General features: G+C 45.2%; 13 protein-coding genes, 3 tRNA genes and 1 pseudogene. 8 read left to right on the forward strand and 9 right to left on the reverse strand.

Annotated features, from left to right (window positions below; translation table 11 throughout):
- Nucleotides 1-574 precede the first annotated feature (574 nt).
- From rlmM to AACQ83_RS06090, 3 genes are all read right to left on the reverse strand, one after another.
- Nucleotides 575-1,675 (reverse strand): 23S rRNA (cytidine(2498)-2'-O)-methyltransferase RlmM, encoded by a 1,101-nt coding sequence (gene rlmM, locus AACQ83_RS06080; RefSeq protein ID WP_112876497.1) that lies wholly within the window; start codon nucleotides 1,673-1,675, stop codon nucleotides 575-577.
- The gene (locus AACQ83_RS06085; protein ID WP_112876496.1) at nucleotides 1,668-2,063 is read right to left on the reverse strand and encodes a DUF423 domain-containing protein; all 396 of its coding nucleotides are present in this window, start codon (nucleotides 2,061-2,063) and stop codon (nucleotides 1,668-1,670) included. Before AACQ83_RS06085 ends, rlmM begins: the two co-directional genes overlap by 8 nt.
- Nucleotides 2,064-2,238: 175 nt before the next feature.
- Nucleotides 2,239-3,159 carry a transcriptional regulator GcvA gene (locus tag AACQ83_RS06090; RefSeq protein ID WP_112876495.1) on the reverse strand — a complete coding sequence of 307 codons (921 nt, stop codon included), beginning with the start codon at nucleotides 3,157-3,159 and terminating at the stop codon, nucleotides 2,239-2,241.
- Between the two features lie 429 nt (nucleotides 3,160-3,588).
- Between AACQ83_RS06090 and csdA the strand changes: the two genes are divergently transcribed.
- Nucleotides 3,589-4,827: a cysteine desulfurase CsdA gene (csdA, locus tag AACQ83_RS06095; RefSeq protein ID WP_112876520.1), complete on the forward strand. Its 1,239-nt coding sequence runs from the start codon at nucleotides 3,589-3,591 to the stop codon at nucleotides 4,825-4,827.
- 19 nt (nucleotides 4,828-4,846) lie between these two features.
- The gene (gene csdE, locus AACQ83_RS06100; protein WP_112876519.1) at nucleotides 4,847-5,356 is read left to right on the forward strand and encodes a cysteine desulfurase sulfur acceptor subunit CsdE; all 510 of its coding nucleotides are present in this window, start codon (nucleotides 4,847-4,849) and stop codon (nucleotides 5,354-5,356) included.
- A gap of 66 nt (nucleotides 5,357-5,422) precedes the next feature.
- Here the strand turns inward: csdE and tcdA are convergent, their stop codons facing one another.
- A complete protein-coding gene (gene tcdA, locus AACQ83_RS06105; RefSeq protein WP_112876494.1) occupies nucleotides 5,423-6,235 on the reverse strand; it encodes a tRNA cyclic N6-threonylcarbamoyladenosine(37) synthase TcdA in 813 nt (270 codons plus the stop codon).
- A 48-nt stretch (nucleotides 6,236-6,283) separates the two neighbouring features.
- Nucleotides 6,284-7,381, reverse strand: a complete 1,098-nt coding sequence (mltA, locus tag AACQ83_RS06110) for a murein transglycosylase A (protein WP_112876493.1) — start codon at nucleotides 7,379-7,381, stop codon at nucleotides 6,284-6,286.
- Between the two features lie 223 nt (nucleotides 7,382-7,604).
- Between mltA and AACQ83_RS06115 the strand changes: the two genes are divergently transcribed.
- The 4 genes from AACQ83_RS06115 (at nucleotide 7,605) to AACQ83_RS06130 (ending at nucleotide 8,340) form a co-directional block, all read left to right on the forward strand.
- Nucleotides 7,605-7,681, forward strand: a tRNA-Met gene (locus tag AACQ83_RS06115).
- 90 nt (nucleotides 7,682-7,771) lie between these two features.
- Nucleotides 7,772-7,848, forward strand: a tRNA-Met gene (locus AACQ83_RS06120).
- Nucleotides 7,849-7,877: 29 nt separating this feature from the next.
- Nucleotides 7,878-7,954, forward strand: a tRNA-Met gene (locus tag AACQ83_RS06125).
- Nucleotides 7,955-8,112: 158 nt separating this feature from the next.
- On the forward strand, nucleotides 8,113-8,340 hold the full coding sequence (locus AACQ83_RS06130) for a hypothetical protein (protein WP_370446040.1): 228 nt from the start codon (nucleotides 8,113-8,115) through the stop codon (nucleotides 8,338-8,340).
- 145 nt (nucleotides 8,341-8,485) lie between these two features.
- Here AACQ83_RS06130 and amiC read toward each other — a convergent pair whose 3' ends face one another.
- The gene (gene amiC, locus AACQ83_RS06135; RefSeq protein WP_112876492.1) at nucleotides 8,486-9,730 is read right to left on the reverse strand and encodes an N-acetylmuramoyl-L-alanine amidase AmiC; all 1,245 of its coding nucleotides are present in this window, start codon (nucleotides 9,728-9,730) and stop codon (nucleotides 8,486-8,488) included.
- 243 nt (nucleotides 9,731-9,973) lie between these two features.
- On the opposite strand from amiC, the gene argA reads away from it, so the two are divergent.
- Nucleotides 9,974-11,308, forward strand: a complete 1,335-nt coding sequence (argA, locus tag AACQ83_RS06140; protein WP_112876491.1) for an amino-acid N-acetyltransferase — start codon at nucleotides 9,974-9,976, stop codon at nucleotides 11,306-11,308.
- A gap of 27 nt (nucleotides 11,309-11,335) precedes the next feature.
- Nucleotides 11,336-11,485: pseudogene (locus AACQ83_RS24550) on the forward strand (IS200/IS605 family transposase); the annotation flags it as partial.
- Between the two features lie 161 nt (nucleotides 11,486-11,646).
- Here AACQ83_RS24550 and AACQ83_RS06145 read toward each other — a convergent pair.
- From AACQ83_RS06145 to AACQ83_RS06155, 3 genes are read right to left on the reverse strand one after another with little or no spacing between them, the layout of a single operon-like run.
- Entirely contained in the window at nucleotides 11,647-17,895 is a 6,249-nt protein-coding gene (locus tag AACQ83_RS06145) for a S8 family serine peptidase (protein ID WP_112876490.1), read from the reverse strand.
- 50 nt (nucleotides 17,896-17,945) lie between these two features.
- On the reverse strand, nucleotides 17,946-18,467 hold the full coding sequence (locus AACQ83_RS06150; RefSeq protein WP_112876489.1) for a DUF5625 family protein: 522 nt from the start codon (nucleotides 18,465-18,467) through the stop codon (nucleotides 17,946-17,948).
- 28 nt (nucleotides 18,468-18,495) lie between these two features.
- Nucleotides 18,496-19,017, reverse strand: a complete 522-nt coding sequence (locus AACQ83_RS06155) for a DUF5625 family protein (protein WP_112876488.1) — start codon at nucleotides 19,015-19,017, stop codon at nucleotides 18,496-18,498.
- Nucleotides 19,018-19,051: the final 34 nt, after the last annotated feature.

The raw sequence follows: 19,051 nt of genomic DNA on the forward strand, positions 1-19,051 counted from the left end.
CCTATATAATATAGACATTGCCCTTACTTAATATTAAAATTAATTTTCATATCTAACCATTAATTAAATAAATTGTAAAAAATAATCCCTTCCATTATTTCCCAGATTATAATGTTAATTTATATAATTATTCCAGACTAAACTAACGATTAATTAAATAATTATAAAAACATATTTATTTTGTTATTTCATTTAAGTCAAGTGAAAAAATCAACATTTTCCCGACAAAAACCATACAATATCAATCATTATATTAAGTCACAACAGAATATTATGTAGCCTTTTCTTACTAATTAAGTGGATTAAATCATCTTAATACACTCATTCTATTCCGTAACAGAATGAAAAATAAAATACACCCGTTATCTTTCAAGTTGCCTCTTTGTTGGCTGCACTCGCTCACCCCGGTTACATAGTTTGCTATGCTCCCGGGGATTCACTCCCTTGCCGTCGCGATGCATCTTGAAATAATAATGTCATCCAATATCGAAAAAAACGCCTCAGGATATAGCTGAGACGATTTAGAAAATCTTATTTTATGAGTTATTCCAGAATGATGATGAACAACAGTGAATCAGTAATCATTCCGGCTAGCTGCATAAGCAGACCAAATACGACGAACATGAACCGTTATTTCTTCCCTGTCATGATAAAGGTGCTTTGCCTGAATTTGTGCATTTATACCCCCCTCTTTTAATTGCAAGTTCATTTTCTGCAAATTATGAGCAACTTCTTCATAACGCTTTTTCATGGGTAATTTAAGATTAAAAATAGCTTCCCGGCACCAGCCATTAACTAACCAATCTGCCATTAACTGCGTCACTTTTGCTGGTTTTTCCACCATGTCGCATACCAGCCAATAAATGTTTTTTGTCGAAGGCTCAAACTTAAAACCATCAACTTTGTGATGTTTAACTTGCCCCGTATCCATCAAACTTTTCGACATCGTGCCATTATCTACCGCATGAACCATCATACTACGTTTCACCAGTTGGTAAGTCCAACCACCAGGGCATGCACCTAAATCAACCGCATACAAACCGCTAGCCAACCGCTCTTCCCATTCATCATGTGGGATAAAAACATGAAAGGCTTCTTCCAGTTTTAATGTTGAACGACTTGGTGCATCCGAAGGAAATTTCAACCGAGGAATACCCATATAAAATGGCGAATTATTGTTACTGTAAGAATAACCAACATAACAGCAACCCGGAGCGATAAAGAAAACGTGTATCACCGGGCGATTAACGTTTTCCCGAATCTGCAAGATCTTTTCCTGACGCATAGCATTACGCAACGGAACAGTAAATTTTCGACAGAATTTTAATAACTCTTTACTTTCATTAGTATCAGGCACCTCAACCCGTAACTCACCGGCACGCTCAATGACACCATGCAGCATACCTACAATCGGGCTTATCCGATCTTCAGGAGGTAAATCTCGCAATAATTCACCCACGACCAGCATCTGGCGGGCAAAAATCAGCTCCCGAAATGGGATCTCACGAATCAGCCGATCGGCATCTTCATATTGATAACACTCAAACAGGACATAACCACTGTTGTCTTTCACCCGGGCAAAACCGTAAATCTCTTTTTGACCCGCCTTATCAGTGATTTCTGCTGCACACTCTTTTTCAAAACCAGGGCGGCAATATAAAGCAATTTTATTCATGGCGAAGCGCCGATTTCCTTAGACGCAAAGCGCCAATTAATACTAAAAACCAGCCGATAAGAAAGCTAAATCCTCCAACTGGCGTAATATAAGCGAAAAATTTAACCTGCAATAAAGCCATACAATAGAGACTGCCACTAAACAACAAAATACCTACTGCAAAAAAAACGCCACTCCAGTAAAACCAGAGCACAACTTTACGCATTAGCATGGCAGACATCGCCATCATTGCCAGAGTGTGAATACCCTGATATTGCAGACCGAGATCAATCCAACTTATCTGATATTTTTCCATCATCGGAGATAATAAATGTGACCCTACAGCACCAAACGCCACATAGAAAAACCCACTGAAGCCAGCAAAGATAAGCATTAAGCGACTATTCACTGTTATCTTCCTTTTTCATATTCTATACCCGTCATCTTTCAAGTTGCCTCTTTGTTGGCTGCACTCGCTCACCCCGGTCACATAGTTACCTATGCTCCCGGGGATTCGCTCCCTTGCCGTCGCGATGCATCTTGAAATCCATAGGGTATATCTGCTCGAATGCCTTATTCCGCTCTTACTCATTGGTAATAAAGCCCAATTTCTCCTGCTCACTGGCTGCCTGAGCCAAAACCCATTGTCTGAATGCGGCAATTTTCCCCAATTCAGCCTGATTGTCATGACAAACAAGGTAAAATGCATTCTTACTCACTAACACATCATTAAATGGGCAAACTAAGCGCCCCGCATCAATTTCAGTCCGAGCCATGACATTATTTGCCAGTGCAATACCTTGCCCATGAACAGCGGCTTGGATCACCATTGCACTATGGCTAAATATCGGTCCTTGCTGAACGTTTATCTGCTGCTGCATATCAAGCTGGCGCACATACGCTTGCCAGTCACGACGAGAAGAATCGTGTAACAACGTATGACGCGCCAAATCTGCGGGGGTCTTCAAAGGATTTTCTCCAGTCAGTAACGAAGGAGAACAAACGGGAAGCAAATATTCTGCGTAAAGGCGATCGGTGCGTAACCCCGGCCAATTTCCACGACCATAAAATATGGCAACATCAACATCATCAGCAAGCTTATCTTCTTCTCTGTCTACCGCCTGTATTCTGACATCAATGCCGGGATAAGCTAAATTAAAGCTGGACAGCCTTGGAACCAACCACTGGATAGCAAAGCTAGGTGAAAGGCTAACCGTCAAAGCACCTTTGGCACTTCGAGCTTGAAGTTTACGTGTTGCTTCATTTATCGCCGTGAATATTTCTTTAATGTCCAGATAGTAGCTTTGACCTTCTTCAGTCAACAATAGTGATCGATTGCGACGACGAAACAACTTCAACCCAAGAAAATCCTCCAGACTTTTCATCTGGTGGCTAACTGCGGCCTGCGTCACAAATAACTCTTCAGCCGCCTTAGTAAAACTTAAATGGCGCGCTGCGGCATCAAAAACCCGCAACGCATTAAGTGGAGGTAAACGTTTGGACATGTGAGCCCTTATGTAATGTTGACGATACCGGTAACTCTTTATATTTAGTTATTAGTTTTTGTAATCCGAATCATTATAAATTGTCCATTGAGGATACACCAGTAAATCCCTATAGTGGCGCCACTTCCTAAGCCGGAACGAAAAGTGAATCAGCTTAACGCTATGAAACTTTTGGCTTTGTGGTTGTGATGTTGTGTTTGCAAGTTGTCTGGGAAACCGGACCCTGTAGCTCAAGCTACTGTTTTTTCACTTCCTGTACATTTACCCTGTCTGTCCATAGTGATTTTTTAATGCACCGCAGTTGCGGTGCTTTTTTTTTTGGCATAAGGCGTGGAACATGGCAATATTATTCCATGTAATAACCTATCCATTTTCAGCCAGAAATAAATGGTTAAGCACCATCACCACCAAAACAAAATTAATACATCTATGAAAAAGTTCGAACCAGAACAGTTCCGCCAGCAATTTCCAGCGCTACAACAATTTCCATCACAACAATTTTCATCACAACAACAGACGGTATTTCTGGATAGTGCAGCCACTGCACTCAAACCACAAGCCATGATAAAGGCAACTCAAGACTATTATCAAAACAGTGGCGCTACTGTACATCGTAGCCAACACAAAGCAGCACTGGAAATTACATCCCGCTATGAACAGGCCCGGCAACGAGTTGCTGAATTCATCAACGCCCCTAAAGCTGAAAATATTATCTGGACAAAAGGAACAACAGAATCCCTCAATCTAGTTGTTCAAAGTTATTTCCGCCCTCATCTCCAGCCCGATGATGAAATTATCGTTAGTGAGCAGGAACACCATTCCAATCTGATACCGTGGTTAATGTTGGCAGAGCAAATCGGCGCCAAGGTTATTAAATGGCCTTTAGGCAATGGTAAATTGCCTGATATCAACATTTTGCCTGAACTGCTAAACAAACACACCCGATTGATAGCCATCAGCCAGATGTCCAATGTGACTGGCGGAGCAGTTGATCTCGCTGCAATAACTGCAATAGCACACCAACATGGTTGCCTGGTTGTTGTGGATGGTGCCCAAGGCATTGTTCATAATCCCATTGATGTTCAACAATCAGATATCGATTTCTACGCATTCTCTGCTCATAAACTCTATAGTTCGAACGGCGTTGGTATACTTTACGGCAAAAGTGAGCTTCTTAATGCTATGTCTCCTTGGCAAGGTGGCGGGAAAATGCTCTCTCACACTTCATTCAGCGGTTTTATACCCGAAGCAGTACCTTTCCGGTTTGAAGCGGGCACACCGAATGTTGCAGGTATTATTGGTTTTTCTGCCACACTGGAATGGTTGAAAGATATTGATATTGCCAAAGCCGAAACCCATGCAGTCGCACTTGCTGATTATACCGAAGCACAACTCTCCGCTTTACCCGGATTTATCAGCTATCGCATTGCCGGTTCCAGCTTATTGGCTTTTAATTTTACCGACATTCATCACAGTGATTTGGCAGCCATTCTGGCAGAACAAAATATTGCTTTACGTTCCGGTCAGCATTGCGCTCAACCCTTGATCGAAGCGTTAGGCATCAGCGGCTGTTTGCGCGCCTCCTTTATGCCTTACAACAACCAACAGGATGCCGATGCTTTAATTCAGGCAGTAAAATTTGGCCTTTCTTTATTACGGGATGAATGAATACAAGATGAATGACATTATGACTCAAACCGCTGAAAACCGGATTGCACCACACCCATTTGGCCAGGAAATCAGCCAACAACAGCTCATTGCAACCTTTGACCAATGCCGCCAATGGGAAGATCGTTATCGCCAGTTAATCTTACTGGCAAAGAAACTGCCCGCATTACCAGAGAACTTGAAACAGCAAGACACTGAAATGTCCGGCTGTGAAAACCGGGTTTGGTTAGGGCATCAATTACTGCCAGATGGCTATTTACATTTTTATGGTGACAGCGAAGGCCGCATTGTAAAAGGCCTGCTGGCGGTAATCTTAACTGCCGTAGAAGGCAAAACACCGGAACAAGTTTTAGCAACTAACCTATTGGCACTGTTCCACCAACTAGGGCTGGAACAACAGATAAGTGGCTCACGGTTGAACGGAGTCAAATCGCTAATCAATACTGTGCAGAACGCCGCAACATCTTATATACCCTATGGATTTCAAGATGCATCGCGACGGCAAGGGAGTGAATCCCCCGGAGCATAGATAACTATGTGACCGGGGTGAGCGAGTGCAGCCAACAAAGAGGTAACTTGAAAGATAACGGGTATATCAAAGATCACCCTGACGTTGCGCTTTAGCCACCATTTTTTTCAAGGCATGGGAAACCGCCACAAATCCAAATGTCGCCGTGACCATCGTTGCGGCACCAAAACCAGAAGCGCAATCCATACGCTTAGTTCCCTCTGCGGTACTTTTCGCGGCACAAGCAGAACCATCACTCTGCGGATAAACTAACTGCTCGGTTGAAAACACACAATCGATGCCCAATTTACCTTTGCCATTCTTCACAACACAATAATCAGATTTCAGCCTTTCTCGCAGTTTAGCCGCTAAAGGGTCCTGAACCGTTTTTGCCAAATCAACAACCTGAATCTGTGTAGGATCAAGTTGCCCTCCTGCTCCACCGGTTGTCACCAGCGGAATTTTATGGCGGCGGCAATAAGCCAACAGCGCCGCTTTCGGCCTGACACTATCGATAGCATCAATCACATAACTAAATCCAACCGCCATCATCTCTTCAACATTATCGGGTGTGAGAAAATCATCAACACAAGTCACTTTGCACTCTGGATTAATTGCCAGAATACGCTCGGCAATCACCTCAGTCTTTGGTTGCCCAATATGCTGTTTTAAAGCATGTAATTGGCGATTGGTATTGGTGATACAAACATCATCCATATCAATCAAGGTGATCGCACCGATTCCTGTACGAGCCAAAGCCTCAGCCGCCCAGGAGCCAACACCACCGATACCCACAACACAAACATGAGAATGGCAAAACAAAGAAAGCGCTTTTTGACCATATAAACGGGCAGTCCCCGCAAAGCGCTGCATATATGCATCAGAAAGAGAAGTTTGCATTACTGAATATCAATCCTGAAAACCTGTTATAAAATTTATGAAAAGCAATCACTGATTTACCGTCAACATGGTAGGCGGCGCTTTTTTTAACACCCAAACCCGACCGTAGTGGTTATAGAAACCTGCCGCTATACCCGCCGCCCCACCAATACCATGATAGATATCGAAATGATGTCCCTTTATCGCCCCACCAACATCCAATGCAACCATCAGCCGCATCTGGTACTGACCGGTAAATTTACCCTCTCTATCCAACAGAGGTATCTCTGCTAACAGGGTTGTTCCTGGTGGAATAAGCATTTTATCAGCGGCCACAGAAGCTTTTGCAATTAAAGGAACACTACTCGCACCTCGTACCGGCGCATAGTTTTCAGGTTTAAAGAAAACAAATGATGGGTTCTGCTCCAACAGCTCACGGACTTCTGCCTCACTGTGAGATTCTGTCCATTTACGAATCGCCAGTATAGAGATATCTTCCTGCGCAATTTCTCCGCGCTCAATCAGCAACTTGCCAATGCTCCGGTAAATATGCCCATTCTTACCGGCATAACCCAAAAGAGTCAGTGGCTCACCATCACCAAAATCGACATAACCACTCCCTTGTACCTCCATAATATAATTATCAATCAGTGAACGACTATAACCAATAATCAGACTGGGGCTAAGAGCGCCGTTGTCTATTTCAGTTCGGCTTGGTAAACGGTATTTACTCTTAGGCGGCATCCGGTACAGAGGATACTTAAATTCCCCCTGTTTAACACGACGAGCTTGTAACACTGGCGTATAATAACCGGTAAATTGGACGTTGCCGTAATTATCCACCCCTTCCATCTGATAAGCGCGTAAATTAAACAGATTCAACTTACTGGTTTCACCACCCGCTAACATCCAGTTTTGAACAGCGTCAAAAGTTAAGCTATTACGATTATACAGACGAGGAGCAGACTGACTAATTAGCGCAACCTGCTCTGAAAAATCCTTTGCATTAACTGGCTTACCCTGCGCATTAGGTTGATTAACCAGCCGTAAATCCTGCTCGATATGACCATCTCTATATTGTTGGCCCTGTGCCGTTGGGCGAGAATGACATCCAACCAACAGTGAAATCACGGCTCCACACAGCAGATACTTACCCCAGTATTTCATTGTTGTTTTCTCTCTTACCAACATAACTCTGTGGCGAACAAAATGCTAAACCAATAGAAACGATGCAACTTACCATAAAAAAAATAACTTAACAAAACAACGACACAAACGAATAGAAAAACATCAATACGCAGAGTAACTAATCAAAAACGTAACGAAACAAACAATAATTAATAAAAAAACTTGCAACAGATCTTATCCTGAGTATAGTGCCCGCATCGGACGCGGGATGGAGCAGCCTGGTAGCTCGTCGGGCTCATAACCCGAAGGTCGTCGGTTCAAATCCGGCTCCCGCAACCAACACTATAAAGTAGTTCAATATTTGCGAATGGAACCGATTCCAGCAGGCGTTAGTGATGCAGGAAAGTACAAAGTAGGTTCTAATACGGACGCGGGATGGAGCAGCTTGGTAGCTCGTCGGGCTCATAACCCGAAGGTCGTCGGTTCAAATCCGGCTCCCGCAACCAATTTTCGCTACTCAAAATATCTATACGGACGCGGGGTGGAGCAGCTTGGTAGCTCGTCGGGCTCATAACCCGAAGGTCGTCGGTTCAAATCCGGCCCCCGCAACCAATTCTCTATGCATTTCAGCATACAAACTCCAAAAGCAACTTGTGAATGACTTTTCGATAATTTTTTCGCCATCGTATCTGCGTTCAGTTTAATGACAAACATCCACCTGTGGTCATTTCTGGCTTGACAGATTATCGTTTACAAACGACAACAAAACCATGAACGAGATACGATACTATATCGACAATACCGGACGTGACGTCTTTGAAGAATGGCGAGAACAAGTAATGAAGGATAGATCATACGACGAAGCAATGACCGAGGTGTTCCGCAAAGACCCAGCTTACGTGATCGAGTTACTAAACAGCATCCTTGAAGATAGCGAACAAGCCGAATTACTGATTGCTCTATCGCACCTTGTCGGCCAAGGGCAACCCGGAAGTTAGGAGTCTAAGTGCGATTCTGCGTGTCATGGGCTTGCGCCTGGCAGTTCAACTCATCACTACCCACTAAAATAGGGGGAGGGAGTATAGGCTAAAGGAAAATAGCCCCTTCCCTTTTTAACAGCAAAAATTACCCATAGCAGCGGGTTCAAATCGCCAAATTACCACCATTCTTGAAATAAGCTTTGATACCCGCAAAAATTGACTCTGCGACTTGCTGCTGGAAACGTGCGGTTTTCAGTTTCCGCTCCTCTTCCAAATTGCTAATAAACGCAGTCTCTACCAGAATCGAAGGGATGTCTGGTGCTTTCAGTACCGCAAATCCAGCTTGATCCACCCGATTTTTATGCAATTTATTCACTTTGCCCATACGCTTAAGCACTTCGCTACCAAATTTAAGGCTGTCATTGATTGTCGCAGTTTGTAACAAATCAAACATCGTATGATCCAGATACTTATCACCGCTTTTACTCACTCCGCCAATTTGGTCAGCTTCGTTTTGCGTCTGGGCTAGAAAACGTGCGGTATTACTGGTTGCACCTTTAGTCGAGAGTGCAAAAACCGAAGAACCACGGGCAACTCGGTTAGTAACGGCATCAGCATGAATAGAAACAAAGAGATCAGCTCGCATTTTACGCGCTTTTGCCACCCGGACTTTTAGCGGGATAAACACATCTTCATTACGGGTCATATAAACTTTCATACCCGGTTCACGCTGAATAAGCGCTTTTAATCGACGGGCAATTTGCAAAACAACGTCTTTTTCACGAGTTTTATATTTGCCAATAGCGCCAGGATCTTCCCCTCCATGTCCAGGATCAAGCATGATAATGATCGGCCTGTCTTTACCTGCTTTACCTGACTTTGGCCTTTCCACTGGCAAATCTTCTGCTAAATGACCTTTATTGTACTCTTCAAGTAGAGCAAGTAATGGATCATCATCCGTATTAACCCTCGCTGCCGGATAAATATCCAATACCAAACGATGTTTAAATTTCGCCACTGGTTTCAAAGTAAACATATGTGGGTTGACCGATTGCTTAACTTCGAACACCAAGCGAACAGTTTTAGGATTAAACTGCCCTACCCTCACCAGTTTAAGATAAGGATCACGGGATTGAATCTGCTCCCCCATCCCGCTTAGAGTATGATTCAGTTGTACACCTTCAAGATCAACCACAATTCTATTTGGATTTTTTAACACAAACTGGCGATATTTGAGTGGAATATTGGATTCAAGAGTCACACGGGTATAACTGGATGCTGGCCAAATACGTACCGCTATAACTTTTGCTGACGCTGCGTAACCCACCTGGCTAACACTAAGTAACCACATCGCTGCGGCTCCCTGCAACAAACGACGTCGTGACAGATTATGATCTGAATGACTCATCTACTTAATATTCCATTCATAAAATACAAACACTCAGGTGATATTCACCAAAGAAACGATCAAATAAAAAACTTTAACCAATCGGCATTATGCTGTCATCAATAAACAGCATTTTATATTTTGCAAATTATTAACGTCTACAGGTATATGAAAATGTTTTTATCTGAATTGCCTCTTGCCATTTTCTCTCAAAAGGAATAAAAAAGCATAAATTACGAATAAAAATTCAATCGAGAGTCTGTTATGAAAGAACGCAGCACCGAATTAGTTGAAGGATTTCGTCATTCTGTTCCGTACATCAATGCACATCGTGGTAAAACCTTTGTTATTATGCTTGGTGGAGAGGCTATTGCCCATGAAAATTTTACCAATATTATCAACGATATAGGATTGTTGCATAGTTTGGGTATCCGCCTGGTCGTCGTTTATGGCGCCAGACCTCAAATTGAACAAAATCTTGTAGACCATCATTACCAACCGATTTACCACAAACATACCCGTGTAACCGATAATAAAACATTAGAATTAGTCAAACAATCTGCTGGTTTGCTGCAACTGGATATTACCGCACGTCTTTCTATGAACCTAAATAATACCCCGTTACAAGGAGCCAATATTAATGTTGTCAGCGGTAACTTCATTATTGCTCAACCGCTTGGCGTTGATGATGGTGTGGATTATTGCCACAGTGGAAAAATTCGCCGTATCGATGAACATGCCATAAATCGCCAATTAGACAGTGGAGCAATCGTGCTAATTGGTCCTGTTGCAGTTTCTGTTACCGGAGAGAGTTTTAATCTGGCATTTGAAGATGTTGCTACGCAGTTAGCTATCACACTACAGGCTGAAAAACTGATTGGTTTCTGCTCTACTCAAGGTGTACAAGATGAAGACGGAAAAATTCTATCGGAAGTTTTTCTTAATCAAGCACCGGAGTTAATTAAAAAACTAGAAGTTAAAGGTGATTACTATTCAGGCACAGTCCGTTTTTTACGGAGTGCAGTAAAAGCTTGCCGTCGTGGTGTTCGCCGCAGCCATTTATTAAGTTATCAGGCAGATGGTTCTCTACTTCAAGAATTATTCTCCCGAGATGGCATTGGCACTCAAATAGTGATGGAAAGTGCAGAACAAATACGCCGGGCTAATATCAATGATATTGGTGGTATTCTCGAACTTATTCGCCCACTGGAACAACAAGGCATTTTGGTTCGCCGTTCAAGAGAACAACTTGAAAGAGAAATTGATAAATTCATCATTATCGAACGCGATAACCTGACTATCGCCTGTGCTGCGCTCTATCCTTATCCTGATGAGAAAATTGGCGAAATGGCTTGTTTAGCCGTTCATCCTAAATACCGCAGCTCTTTAAGAGGTGAAGTATTACTGAATCGCATTGCGGAGCACGCCAAACAGTTCGGACTGGAAAAACTGTTTGTTCTGACTACCCGCAGCATTCATTGGTTCCAGGAACGGGGTTTTGAGCCCGCAGAACTCTCAATGCTACCGATTCAGAAACAAGTGTTATACAACTATCAACGCCGTTCTAAAATCCTTATGTTAAGTTTGGAACCACAGTAATAAACGCATTCATGCCGAAAAAGCCGACTTTTACGAAAAGAGTATGCTGAATATATCAGCCGTTTTTACTGGAAACTGGGACTTTGGACTCGTGCATATTGTATGATTACCGCAGACGGCGCTCCGATTAAGAGACTAAAAATAGATATCCAGAAGCAAGAAAACCCAACGAAATAACAGCTCTTCGAGCTATTTATTCTCCATCTCCCCCTAATGCTAAAAGCGCGTTTTACTCACAATGAGCATTCAGGAGGGAGAATTCCGCAGGTTTTGTTAAACGACGCAATTCACCTATTTATGGAAGACCCGCGATAACCATCGCGGGCCTTGTTACCGAGTTAGTGCCAGTTAGCTGCCAGCACAGGTTGCAGCCGCTGTTGCTCGACATCGCCGAGCATTGCGGTCGCAGGCGCTGGCGGCGCGAATGCAGCCATAGCCTGGACAAGGTGTTCGACATCACTGTCCATCAACCGATGACCATCACCGGCCATGATGTTACTTGGTCGTTCGGGGTGACTGGAATACCAATTATGCAGCGTTACCTCCTGCTTGCTGCCAATGACTGAAATTTGCAGATCCTGCCCTTCATGCTGGAACCACAGACGCTCAGGGCTGATATCCTTTCCGAACACCAACCGCCCCATATTACCGCTAAATTCCAAATCATTGTCCCCATGCCCGACTTCCACCGTCGACATAGTGCCACTGGTCACAATATTGTTATTACCATCCCCGACTTTCACTTTCGACATAATACCGCTGGTCACGATATGATTATCACCATTCCCTACTTCTACCGTCGACATCTCACCGCTGGTCACGATATGGTTATGACCATCCCCTACTTTTACTTTCGTGAAGGTTCCCGACGCTTTAATGGTGTTGTTGCCATGTCCGACTGTTAGTCTGTCGACATTACCGACAATAACGTTGTTACCATTACCTAACGTGATATCGGCAGAACGGCCCATCACATTCACCTTATTGTCACCGTTGCCGGCAACCACATTGCCACCCATAGCTTCCACATTGATAGTCTTGCTCTCGTCCCCCAAAGTAACCTTGGCAAAGGGAATTTCGACCGTAATGGAATTAGGATCAGTAGTCACTGGTGTAGGTTCCACCGCTGGCTCAATTTTCGGAACGCTGGGCATTAGGTGTAGTTCAAAAGGAGGGATACTGATCGCTTCCCGCTCAGGGGTAACAGTCAGTTCAAACTTAGACATATCAATCGGTTCAACTTTAGGAAAAGTGAACGGTTCAAACTTAATCGGTTCCCACTCAATAGGAGGAATAGTCACCGGTTCCCACTTAGGAATAGTGATCGGTGTTAATGCGTCAGGGAAAGTCACCGTCGGTTTATCAGGAGATTGCGTCACCACTGGCCCAACCGTTGGCACCAAATCCGGCGAAGGCTCCGCAAAGAGGAAGTCGGCAGCATCAACCTGCGAAATATCCAAGGTATCGAGATACAGCAGCTTCACGTTTGAATCAGTACCGCTGGCCCCATTAAAGATAACTTCAACGCCATGAATTTGTGACAGGCCGTTGATCGTGCCACGATTACTCTTAGTGATGGTTAGTTGGCTGAAATCAGTGATTCCGGTTTGACGCAAATCAATTTTATCAATGCCATGACGGAATCCACGTAATGCATTCTTGTAGTCCTTGACGCCCGGTTGGGCTGCCACCACAAAAACGTCTGACACCGCACTGTCATGACTATAGATAGTCCCATTCAAGCTAAATTTCATCTGACCCTGAGCATCGCTAGTAAGCATGACGCCCTTGCCGCCGCCCTTAAGGATCACGGTTCCCAAGCCTTCTTGTGGCTGGAGTGTTGAAGCGTCACTACTCGTGTAAGCCACCGGGGCGATAAAGGTGTCTTGGAACTCGAAGTTCGTCGCACCGATCCCGGCGAGTGTCTGATTTTTCAGAACAATGCTCTGCCCCTTACCCAGATCGACCTTAACATCCGCCCCCTGCTGCGTCAGCAACAGATCGGCAAATTTTTTGCCACCAAATCCTACCAGATCGATAATTTCGCCACGAGCAGCCTCGAAGTTGCTGATAATATCGCTGCCCGCCTCACGACGGTGGACCACAAAGAAGTCCTTACCCGCGCCTCCTGCCAGTGTGTTGTTTCCACGCCCGCCATCAAGCAATGCATCGGCATTACCAGCGACCAGCGTATCGTTGCCATCTCCGGTGATAATGTTCTGAATGCCCGACGGATTCTTTATCGTCAACGCTGCGCCGCCAATACTGGCAACACCGGTCAGCAAGTTAACTGAGGTATCCCGTGAAACAGCCGCCGCATTGAGGGTATTACGCCCTCCCGCCACGCCATTGACCGCATCATCCAGCACCGCGCGGTTGGCCTGCTTGACCACCGACTGGATATATTCGTCGGTGTAAAAGTAAGTGTCATCCGGGGTGTTCTTGCTGCCGTACAAACGTAGCGACCAGGCATTTAATGTGACCGGCAGGCCGGAATTCGCATCGGTCACTTGGAGGGTCCAGTTGCCAGCCGAGCGTTCGCCAAAATCATGGGTCGACATAAAGCTGTACTTGAACGTCCCCGATTGACTACTACCCAGATCGGTCGCACTCGCGCCCGGCATGCCGTCTGGAACCTTACCCTGACGATTGAGCAATATGCTCTGAGTGCCATCAGGAGAGATCAGTTTGAGCGTCAGATCGCCAAGACGGCCTACTTGGGCGTCAAAATCGATCTCGACATGCTCGACATTCAGACCGGCATTCATGGCGATGGACGACGTTAGCGTCTCACCCGCGGCCAAGGTTTTCCCCAGAGGGCCGCTGGATGCGCTATAGACGTACTCGTTAGCAGCGGTGCTTTGAGTCATCCAAGACTCGGCCAAACGAACAGCCGCTCGCGCATCGACTTGACCAAAACCATAATCGTTGCTGGTATGCATACCGCCGCCATTCCAGCTATGGCTGTTATTATCGTTCCATTTGGTAGATGGATCATTGATCTTGCGAGCGGATAGAGCAAGGATCTGCTGCACATCCCGATAACCTAAGTTCGGGTTGGCCTCAAGCATCAGCGCAACAACACCGGAAATTATCGGAGCGGCAAAGCTGGTGCCTTGCATGCTGGTGTAGTCATTGCCGAAAGTTGAGCCACGTTCAGTTTTCAGCATATGGCTGGTAGACACGACATTGCTGCCCGGCGCCGAAACCAGCAGGCTGGCTCCCGGATTGGAGAACGGTGAAGAGCCAATCTGCAAAGTCGACAAATCGCCCTGTGCGTTGATCGCACCGACTTCCACCGAAAAACGGTTGTTATTGGTCAGCGACCCTTGGGCATTGCCGCCTTCTGCACGATTATTGCCGCCCGCCGCTACGATAACGGTACCCAATCCGCCACGACCATTAGCCGCCGCGTACTGCGCATTCATACTCAGCGACGCGGCGGTATTTATAGAGCCGTCCTGAAAGCTGCTGAGTGCGAAATCGTTGGTAAATCCCCAGCTATTGTTGGCAACGTCAAAACTGACCATATGCCCCAGTCCCGCAAGATCGGCACCGTCATTGGCCAGATAATAGCCGCCCAACGTAGCATCATGGGCAACCCCGACGCCACCTGCATTATTTTTCGCCGCGACCATCACACCCGCCACCATTGTCGCGTGGTTGGAGACCACGTCCGGCAAGGCGCCATTGGTTTGTTGAGTCTGCAACCAAGCTTTGTCGACATTCGCCGCAAGGTCGGGGTGATTGATATCAAATATTTCAGGCGCGGTGGCAAACTTACCTCCCGGCTCGAACTGACCAATGCGTACTCCCTTGCCGGTGTAGTCCTTCCAGACCGGCAGAATATTGGCATCGCTCAGATACCACTGCTGAGCAGCCAATGGATCGAGAGGAACTTCCGGGGTCAGTAACGTGACAGGAGCACGCATCGGCGCAGTCTCCCCGCTGTTCAGGTCTACTACCGATGCCGAAGGATTACCGGCCGCATCGGTGACACCGTATTTGAAGCTAATCAAGCCAGTGTAATTCGGGTCTGGGGTAAACAAGACATCGCCCTGGGCTGTGAGTTTGACCATACCGCCTATCGCATCCCCAACATTGGCAATGCGCAAGGCTCCCTGACTGTTAAGGTGTTGATCGTTGGCCAGTAGGCTCTCTGCGGAAATCAGATGAGGCTGAGTACGATCAAAAACCTTGCCGTCCTTGTCGTGGGTGAGGACATCCTCGACAGGCATAGCATCAGGTATTTGTAAATCAACAGCTGAAATATCTGAAAAATTGAGTTTCTGGATATTTTTCAGCGTTACCGTGCCGTCACGTCCGGCGACCTTGTCGGCCACGATATATCCGCTATCGGTACGGGTGATCTGATAATCGCCGTGGTTACCGTGTAGGCTGACGATGTTGACCCCGCCGTCACCATCAATAGTTGCATTGCCGTGACCCACTTCGATTACGTCGTCACCCAAACCGCCGAAAATTTTATCGGCGCCGCCGCCAGCGTGAATAATGCTGCCGCCTTCGGAAGCATAGATTGTGTCGCCCTGAGGACCGGCATAGATAACCGACTTGCCACTGCCGCCAATGATGGTGTTATGTCCGCTGCCGCCGACCAGGACATCGTTACCCATTCCACCGACCAAAACTGAATCGCCGGAACCTCCCTTGATAAAGACACCGTTGGCTCCTCCGCTTTTAATGACATCACTGCCGCTCCCGCCTTGAGCCATAGTTAAACCGGCCTCGGCCATGTTCAGTTCTATGCCTTTGTTACCAACAATGATCGCTGTATCATTTCCCCCATTGCCGTGAATGTTTTTCGTATCGTCAGAAGCGCTGATGACAAAAACGTCATCGCCGGCACCGCCAACATAGGTATTGCTTCCCGCGCCCCCGACCAGCCAACTGCCGGTTTTTGCCGCAATCAACGTATCATTGCCGCTACCACCATATAGATTGCTTACTCCCAATTGCTCAGCATTTAGGGTTTCATCTGTGTTACTCTGACTGGCATAAGCCGTGGTAGTGATACCTTTGGTGGTGGAAGTCACTTTCGTGCCAGCACCCTGAGTACTCAGGGTGTTGCTAACAGTATCACCAAGAAAATCGACGGCCAGCATTTCCTGAGTTTTACCATTGATAGTAAACGATCCACTGGCAACGACCTTATTCCCATCACGCACTTCTGCTTTGTCCAAAGCCCGGACGTTTATCTGGGTAATACCCAATTCCGCCAGTGTCTTGAGTTCGCCCGCATCGACTTTTGCATCGTGGGTGCTGTCGACCCAAACCCGCAACTGGCTCCAGATAGGATCACGTTCATCAATCACTCCATCCTTGTTGGCATCTTCACTGGCTAAGGCACCAAAACCATCCTTGAATTTTTTTTCGCCAGCGGCTCCGTTTATTCCGGCCTTACCACTGTAATACTCGGAGAACATCTGACTGGCATTTTTTATCTGACCGCTACCATCGTCGATCACCAGTATTCCGGTATTGCTATCTGCCCAACCGCTACGCTTGAACGTTCCACTGTTGTCCATATCGAACAGTACGCCATCACGGATGTCGGTCATGTGCACACCATTGCCACTCAAATCTAATAACAACGGGTCAACATAGGTGTTGAACGTCGTCATCGCCGATAAACCGTTCAACGTCACGGCGTTGCGCAGGCCAAAGTCCAGCTTGCTAGTGTCCCCGGGTTGGTAGAAAGGCTTGTAGAACTCCGACAGATAGGTGTTAGGTCGGACATTGGGGTCGAGCTGCATTTCACCGGGACGAATACCACCGGTGGCAAGGCTTGCCATTTGGGTTGAGGTGAAGTCTGTTTTATTGAGGATATCTCCAAGAGCAGATATTTTATGTGTCGCGGCATTTTGTATAAACCCGTTGGCAACATCCTGCTGAGCTTTGTTTTCGCCCTGAATATGTTTCTGCGGCTGTGGAGAAGAATTGATATCAATATTAATCAAGTTTGTCGATGGTGGGGAAACGCGCTTATTCTCATCTGGGGTCAACCATAAAGTTTTAATAACATCTCTTGCCTCATGATACTCATAATACTTACCATCACGAACCAGATTGTTACGAATAATTTCAGCTCCATTATATTTTAACATATTACTCAAAGGAATAATGTTATTTACGGGAAACTGATTTCCTTGCATACCATGCGTATTATATCCAATGGATGTTAATGAGAAAAACACGAAATCTACACAACTGTTGCTGTTCACACTGTATTCTTTATCCCTAAATCCACCTATTTTCTTTGGATTTTCCGAAAATTTGACTAACTTGTTATACTGAGCTTCAGTCAAGGCTACGGTAACTTCATAAGAGATCTGTTGGTAGGCAGCATTATCATTATTTGTTACTCGCCCTTCGCCCCACGGTTCATCATACCTTGACTCGAAACCGTAACTTATTTCATTTCCGCTCCCGTCATTCAAAACATACCACATATGACCGCCGGATGAAGAATGTACGTCTCCCGTTTTATGTTCGTTCTTATCTTCCTGATAAACATACTTCGCCCCCATCGGAGCAACTTTATAGGTCACAGTATATTTCTTTTCCATACTTATTATTTCCTCTACTTGTTATTTCTCTTTGTTTTTTTCTGAATAAATTAAATCTTTGGATTAAAATAGGCGAATTCAACAAAACTCTCGATGTCATTAAAGGCAGGGATATCCTCCAGTGTGGTAATTACCGCGGAGTAACGTCCGGGGGGTAACTCCAGTATTTTAATGTTTCGCACAGCCATATTTATTCTTCTCCCTTCGTAATCGAAAGACTGTCCCCAACCACGTCCTCCTGCATTTATTTTTTTGTCAAAAAAAATCTTGCTATCTTTAACCAGACGAAGCGAAACAGGGGTTATTACCCCATCCTTATCAACATTCCCGAACAATTCAAGCCGCCTTTTCATTTCTTCATAGTCATCCCCTTTATCAAACAGCAGGGCAAACTGATAATTTCCAGCCTTGCTGATTTCAAAATCAATTTTGACTAACTGACCAGACTTCGACACGTCAATCGGTTTGTATATATCAATGTGCTTAGAGCATGCCATTAATAAAGTGCAACTCATAAAAATAATAATGTTTTGCCAGTTTTTAAACCTTTCATGTACCCGTAATATTTTCATTTCGTCACTCCAAATAAAGTAATTCTCGTTAAATTTTCGGATTGTAATAAGTGAACTCGACAAAACTTTCAATTCCATTAAAAACAGGGACATCCTCCAGGGTGGTAATTACCGCAGAGTAACGTCCGGGGGGTAACGAAAATGTTTTAATTTCTCGCACAACCGTATTTACCCTTCTCTCTTCGTAATAGAAAGCGTGCCCCCAAGCATATCCCCCTGCGTTTATTTTCTTGTCAAAGAAAACCTGGCCGTTTCTAACCAAATGAAGCGAAACGGGAGTTGTCACCCCGTCATCATCAATACTCCCAAATAACTCATCTCGCCTGTTCATTTCATCATGACCATGCCCTCTAGCAAACAGCAGGGAAAACTGATAATCTCCTTTCTTTCTGATTTCAAAATCAATTTTGACTGACTGACCAGACTTCGACACGTCAATCGGTCTGTATATATTGATGGACTCAGAACATGCCACTAACCAGGCACAACTTAAAAAAATCATAATATTGCGCCAGTTTTTTAACCTTTCATGTACCCGTAATACTTTCATCACGTCACTCCAAATTTTAATATTTTCTCTATTT

It is taken from the genome of Photorhabdus sp. S10-54 (assembly GCF_963878145.1).
Lineage (GTDB): Bacteria > Pseudomonadota > Gammaproteobacteria > Enterobacterales > Enterobacteriaceae > Photorhabdus > Photorhabdus kayaii.

Coding starts and splice junctions, on each gene's coding strand:
- rlmM (WP_112876497.1), bottom strand. CDS start 1,675: ATGAATAAAATTGCTTTATATTGCCGCCCTGGTTTTGAAAAAGAGTGT.
- AACQ83_RS06090 (WP_112876495.1), bottom strand. CDS start 3,159: ATGTCCAAACGTTTACCTCCACTTAATGCGTTGCGGGTTTTTGATGCC.
- csdA (WP_112876520.1), top strand. CDS start 3,589: ATGAAAAAGTTCGAACCAGAACAGTTCCGCCAGCAATTTCCAGCGCTA.
- csdE (WP_112876519.1), top strand. CDS start 4,847: ATGACTCAAACCGCTGAAAACCGGATTGCACCACACCCATTTGGCCAG.
- tcdA (WP_112876494.1), bottom strand. CDS start 6,235: ATGCAAACTTCTCTTTCTGATGCATATATGCAGCGCTTTGCGGGGACT.
- mltA (WP_112876493.1), bottom strand. CDS start 7,381: ATGAAATACTGGGGTAAGTATCTGCTGTGTGGAGCCGTGATTTCACTG.
- AACQ83_RS06130 (WP_370446040.1), top strand. CDS start 8,113: ATGAACGAGATACGATACTATATCGACAATACCGGACGTGACGTCTTT.
- amiC (WP_112876492.1), bottom strand. CDS start 9,730: ATGAGTCATTCAGATCATAATCTGTCACGACGTCGTTTGTTGCAGGGA.
- argA (WP_112876491.1), top strand. CDS start 9,974: ATGAAAGAACGCAGCACCGAATTAGTTGAAGGATTTCGTCATTCTGTT.
- AACQ83_RS06145 (WP_112876490.1), bottom strand. CDS start 17,895: ATGGAAAAGAAATATACTGTGACCTATAAAGTTGCTCCGATGGGGGCG.
- AACQ83_RS06150 (WP_112876489.1), bottom strand. CDS start 18,467: ATGAAAATATTACGGGTACATGAAAGGTTTAAAAACTGGCAAAACATT.
- AACQ83_RS06155 (WP_112876488.1), bottom strand. CDS start 19,017: ATGAAAGTATTACGGGTACATGAAAGGTTAAAAAACTGGCGCAATATT.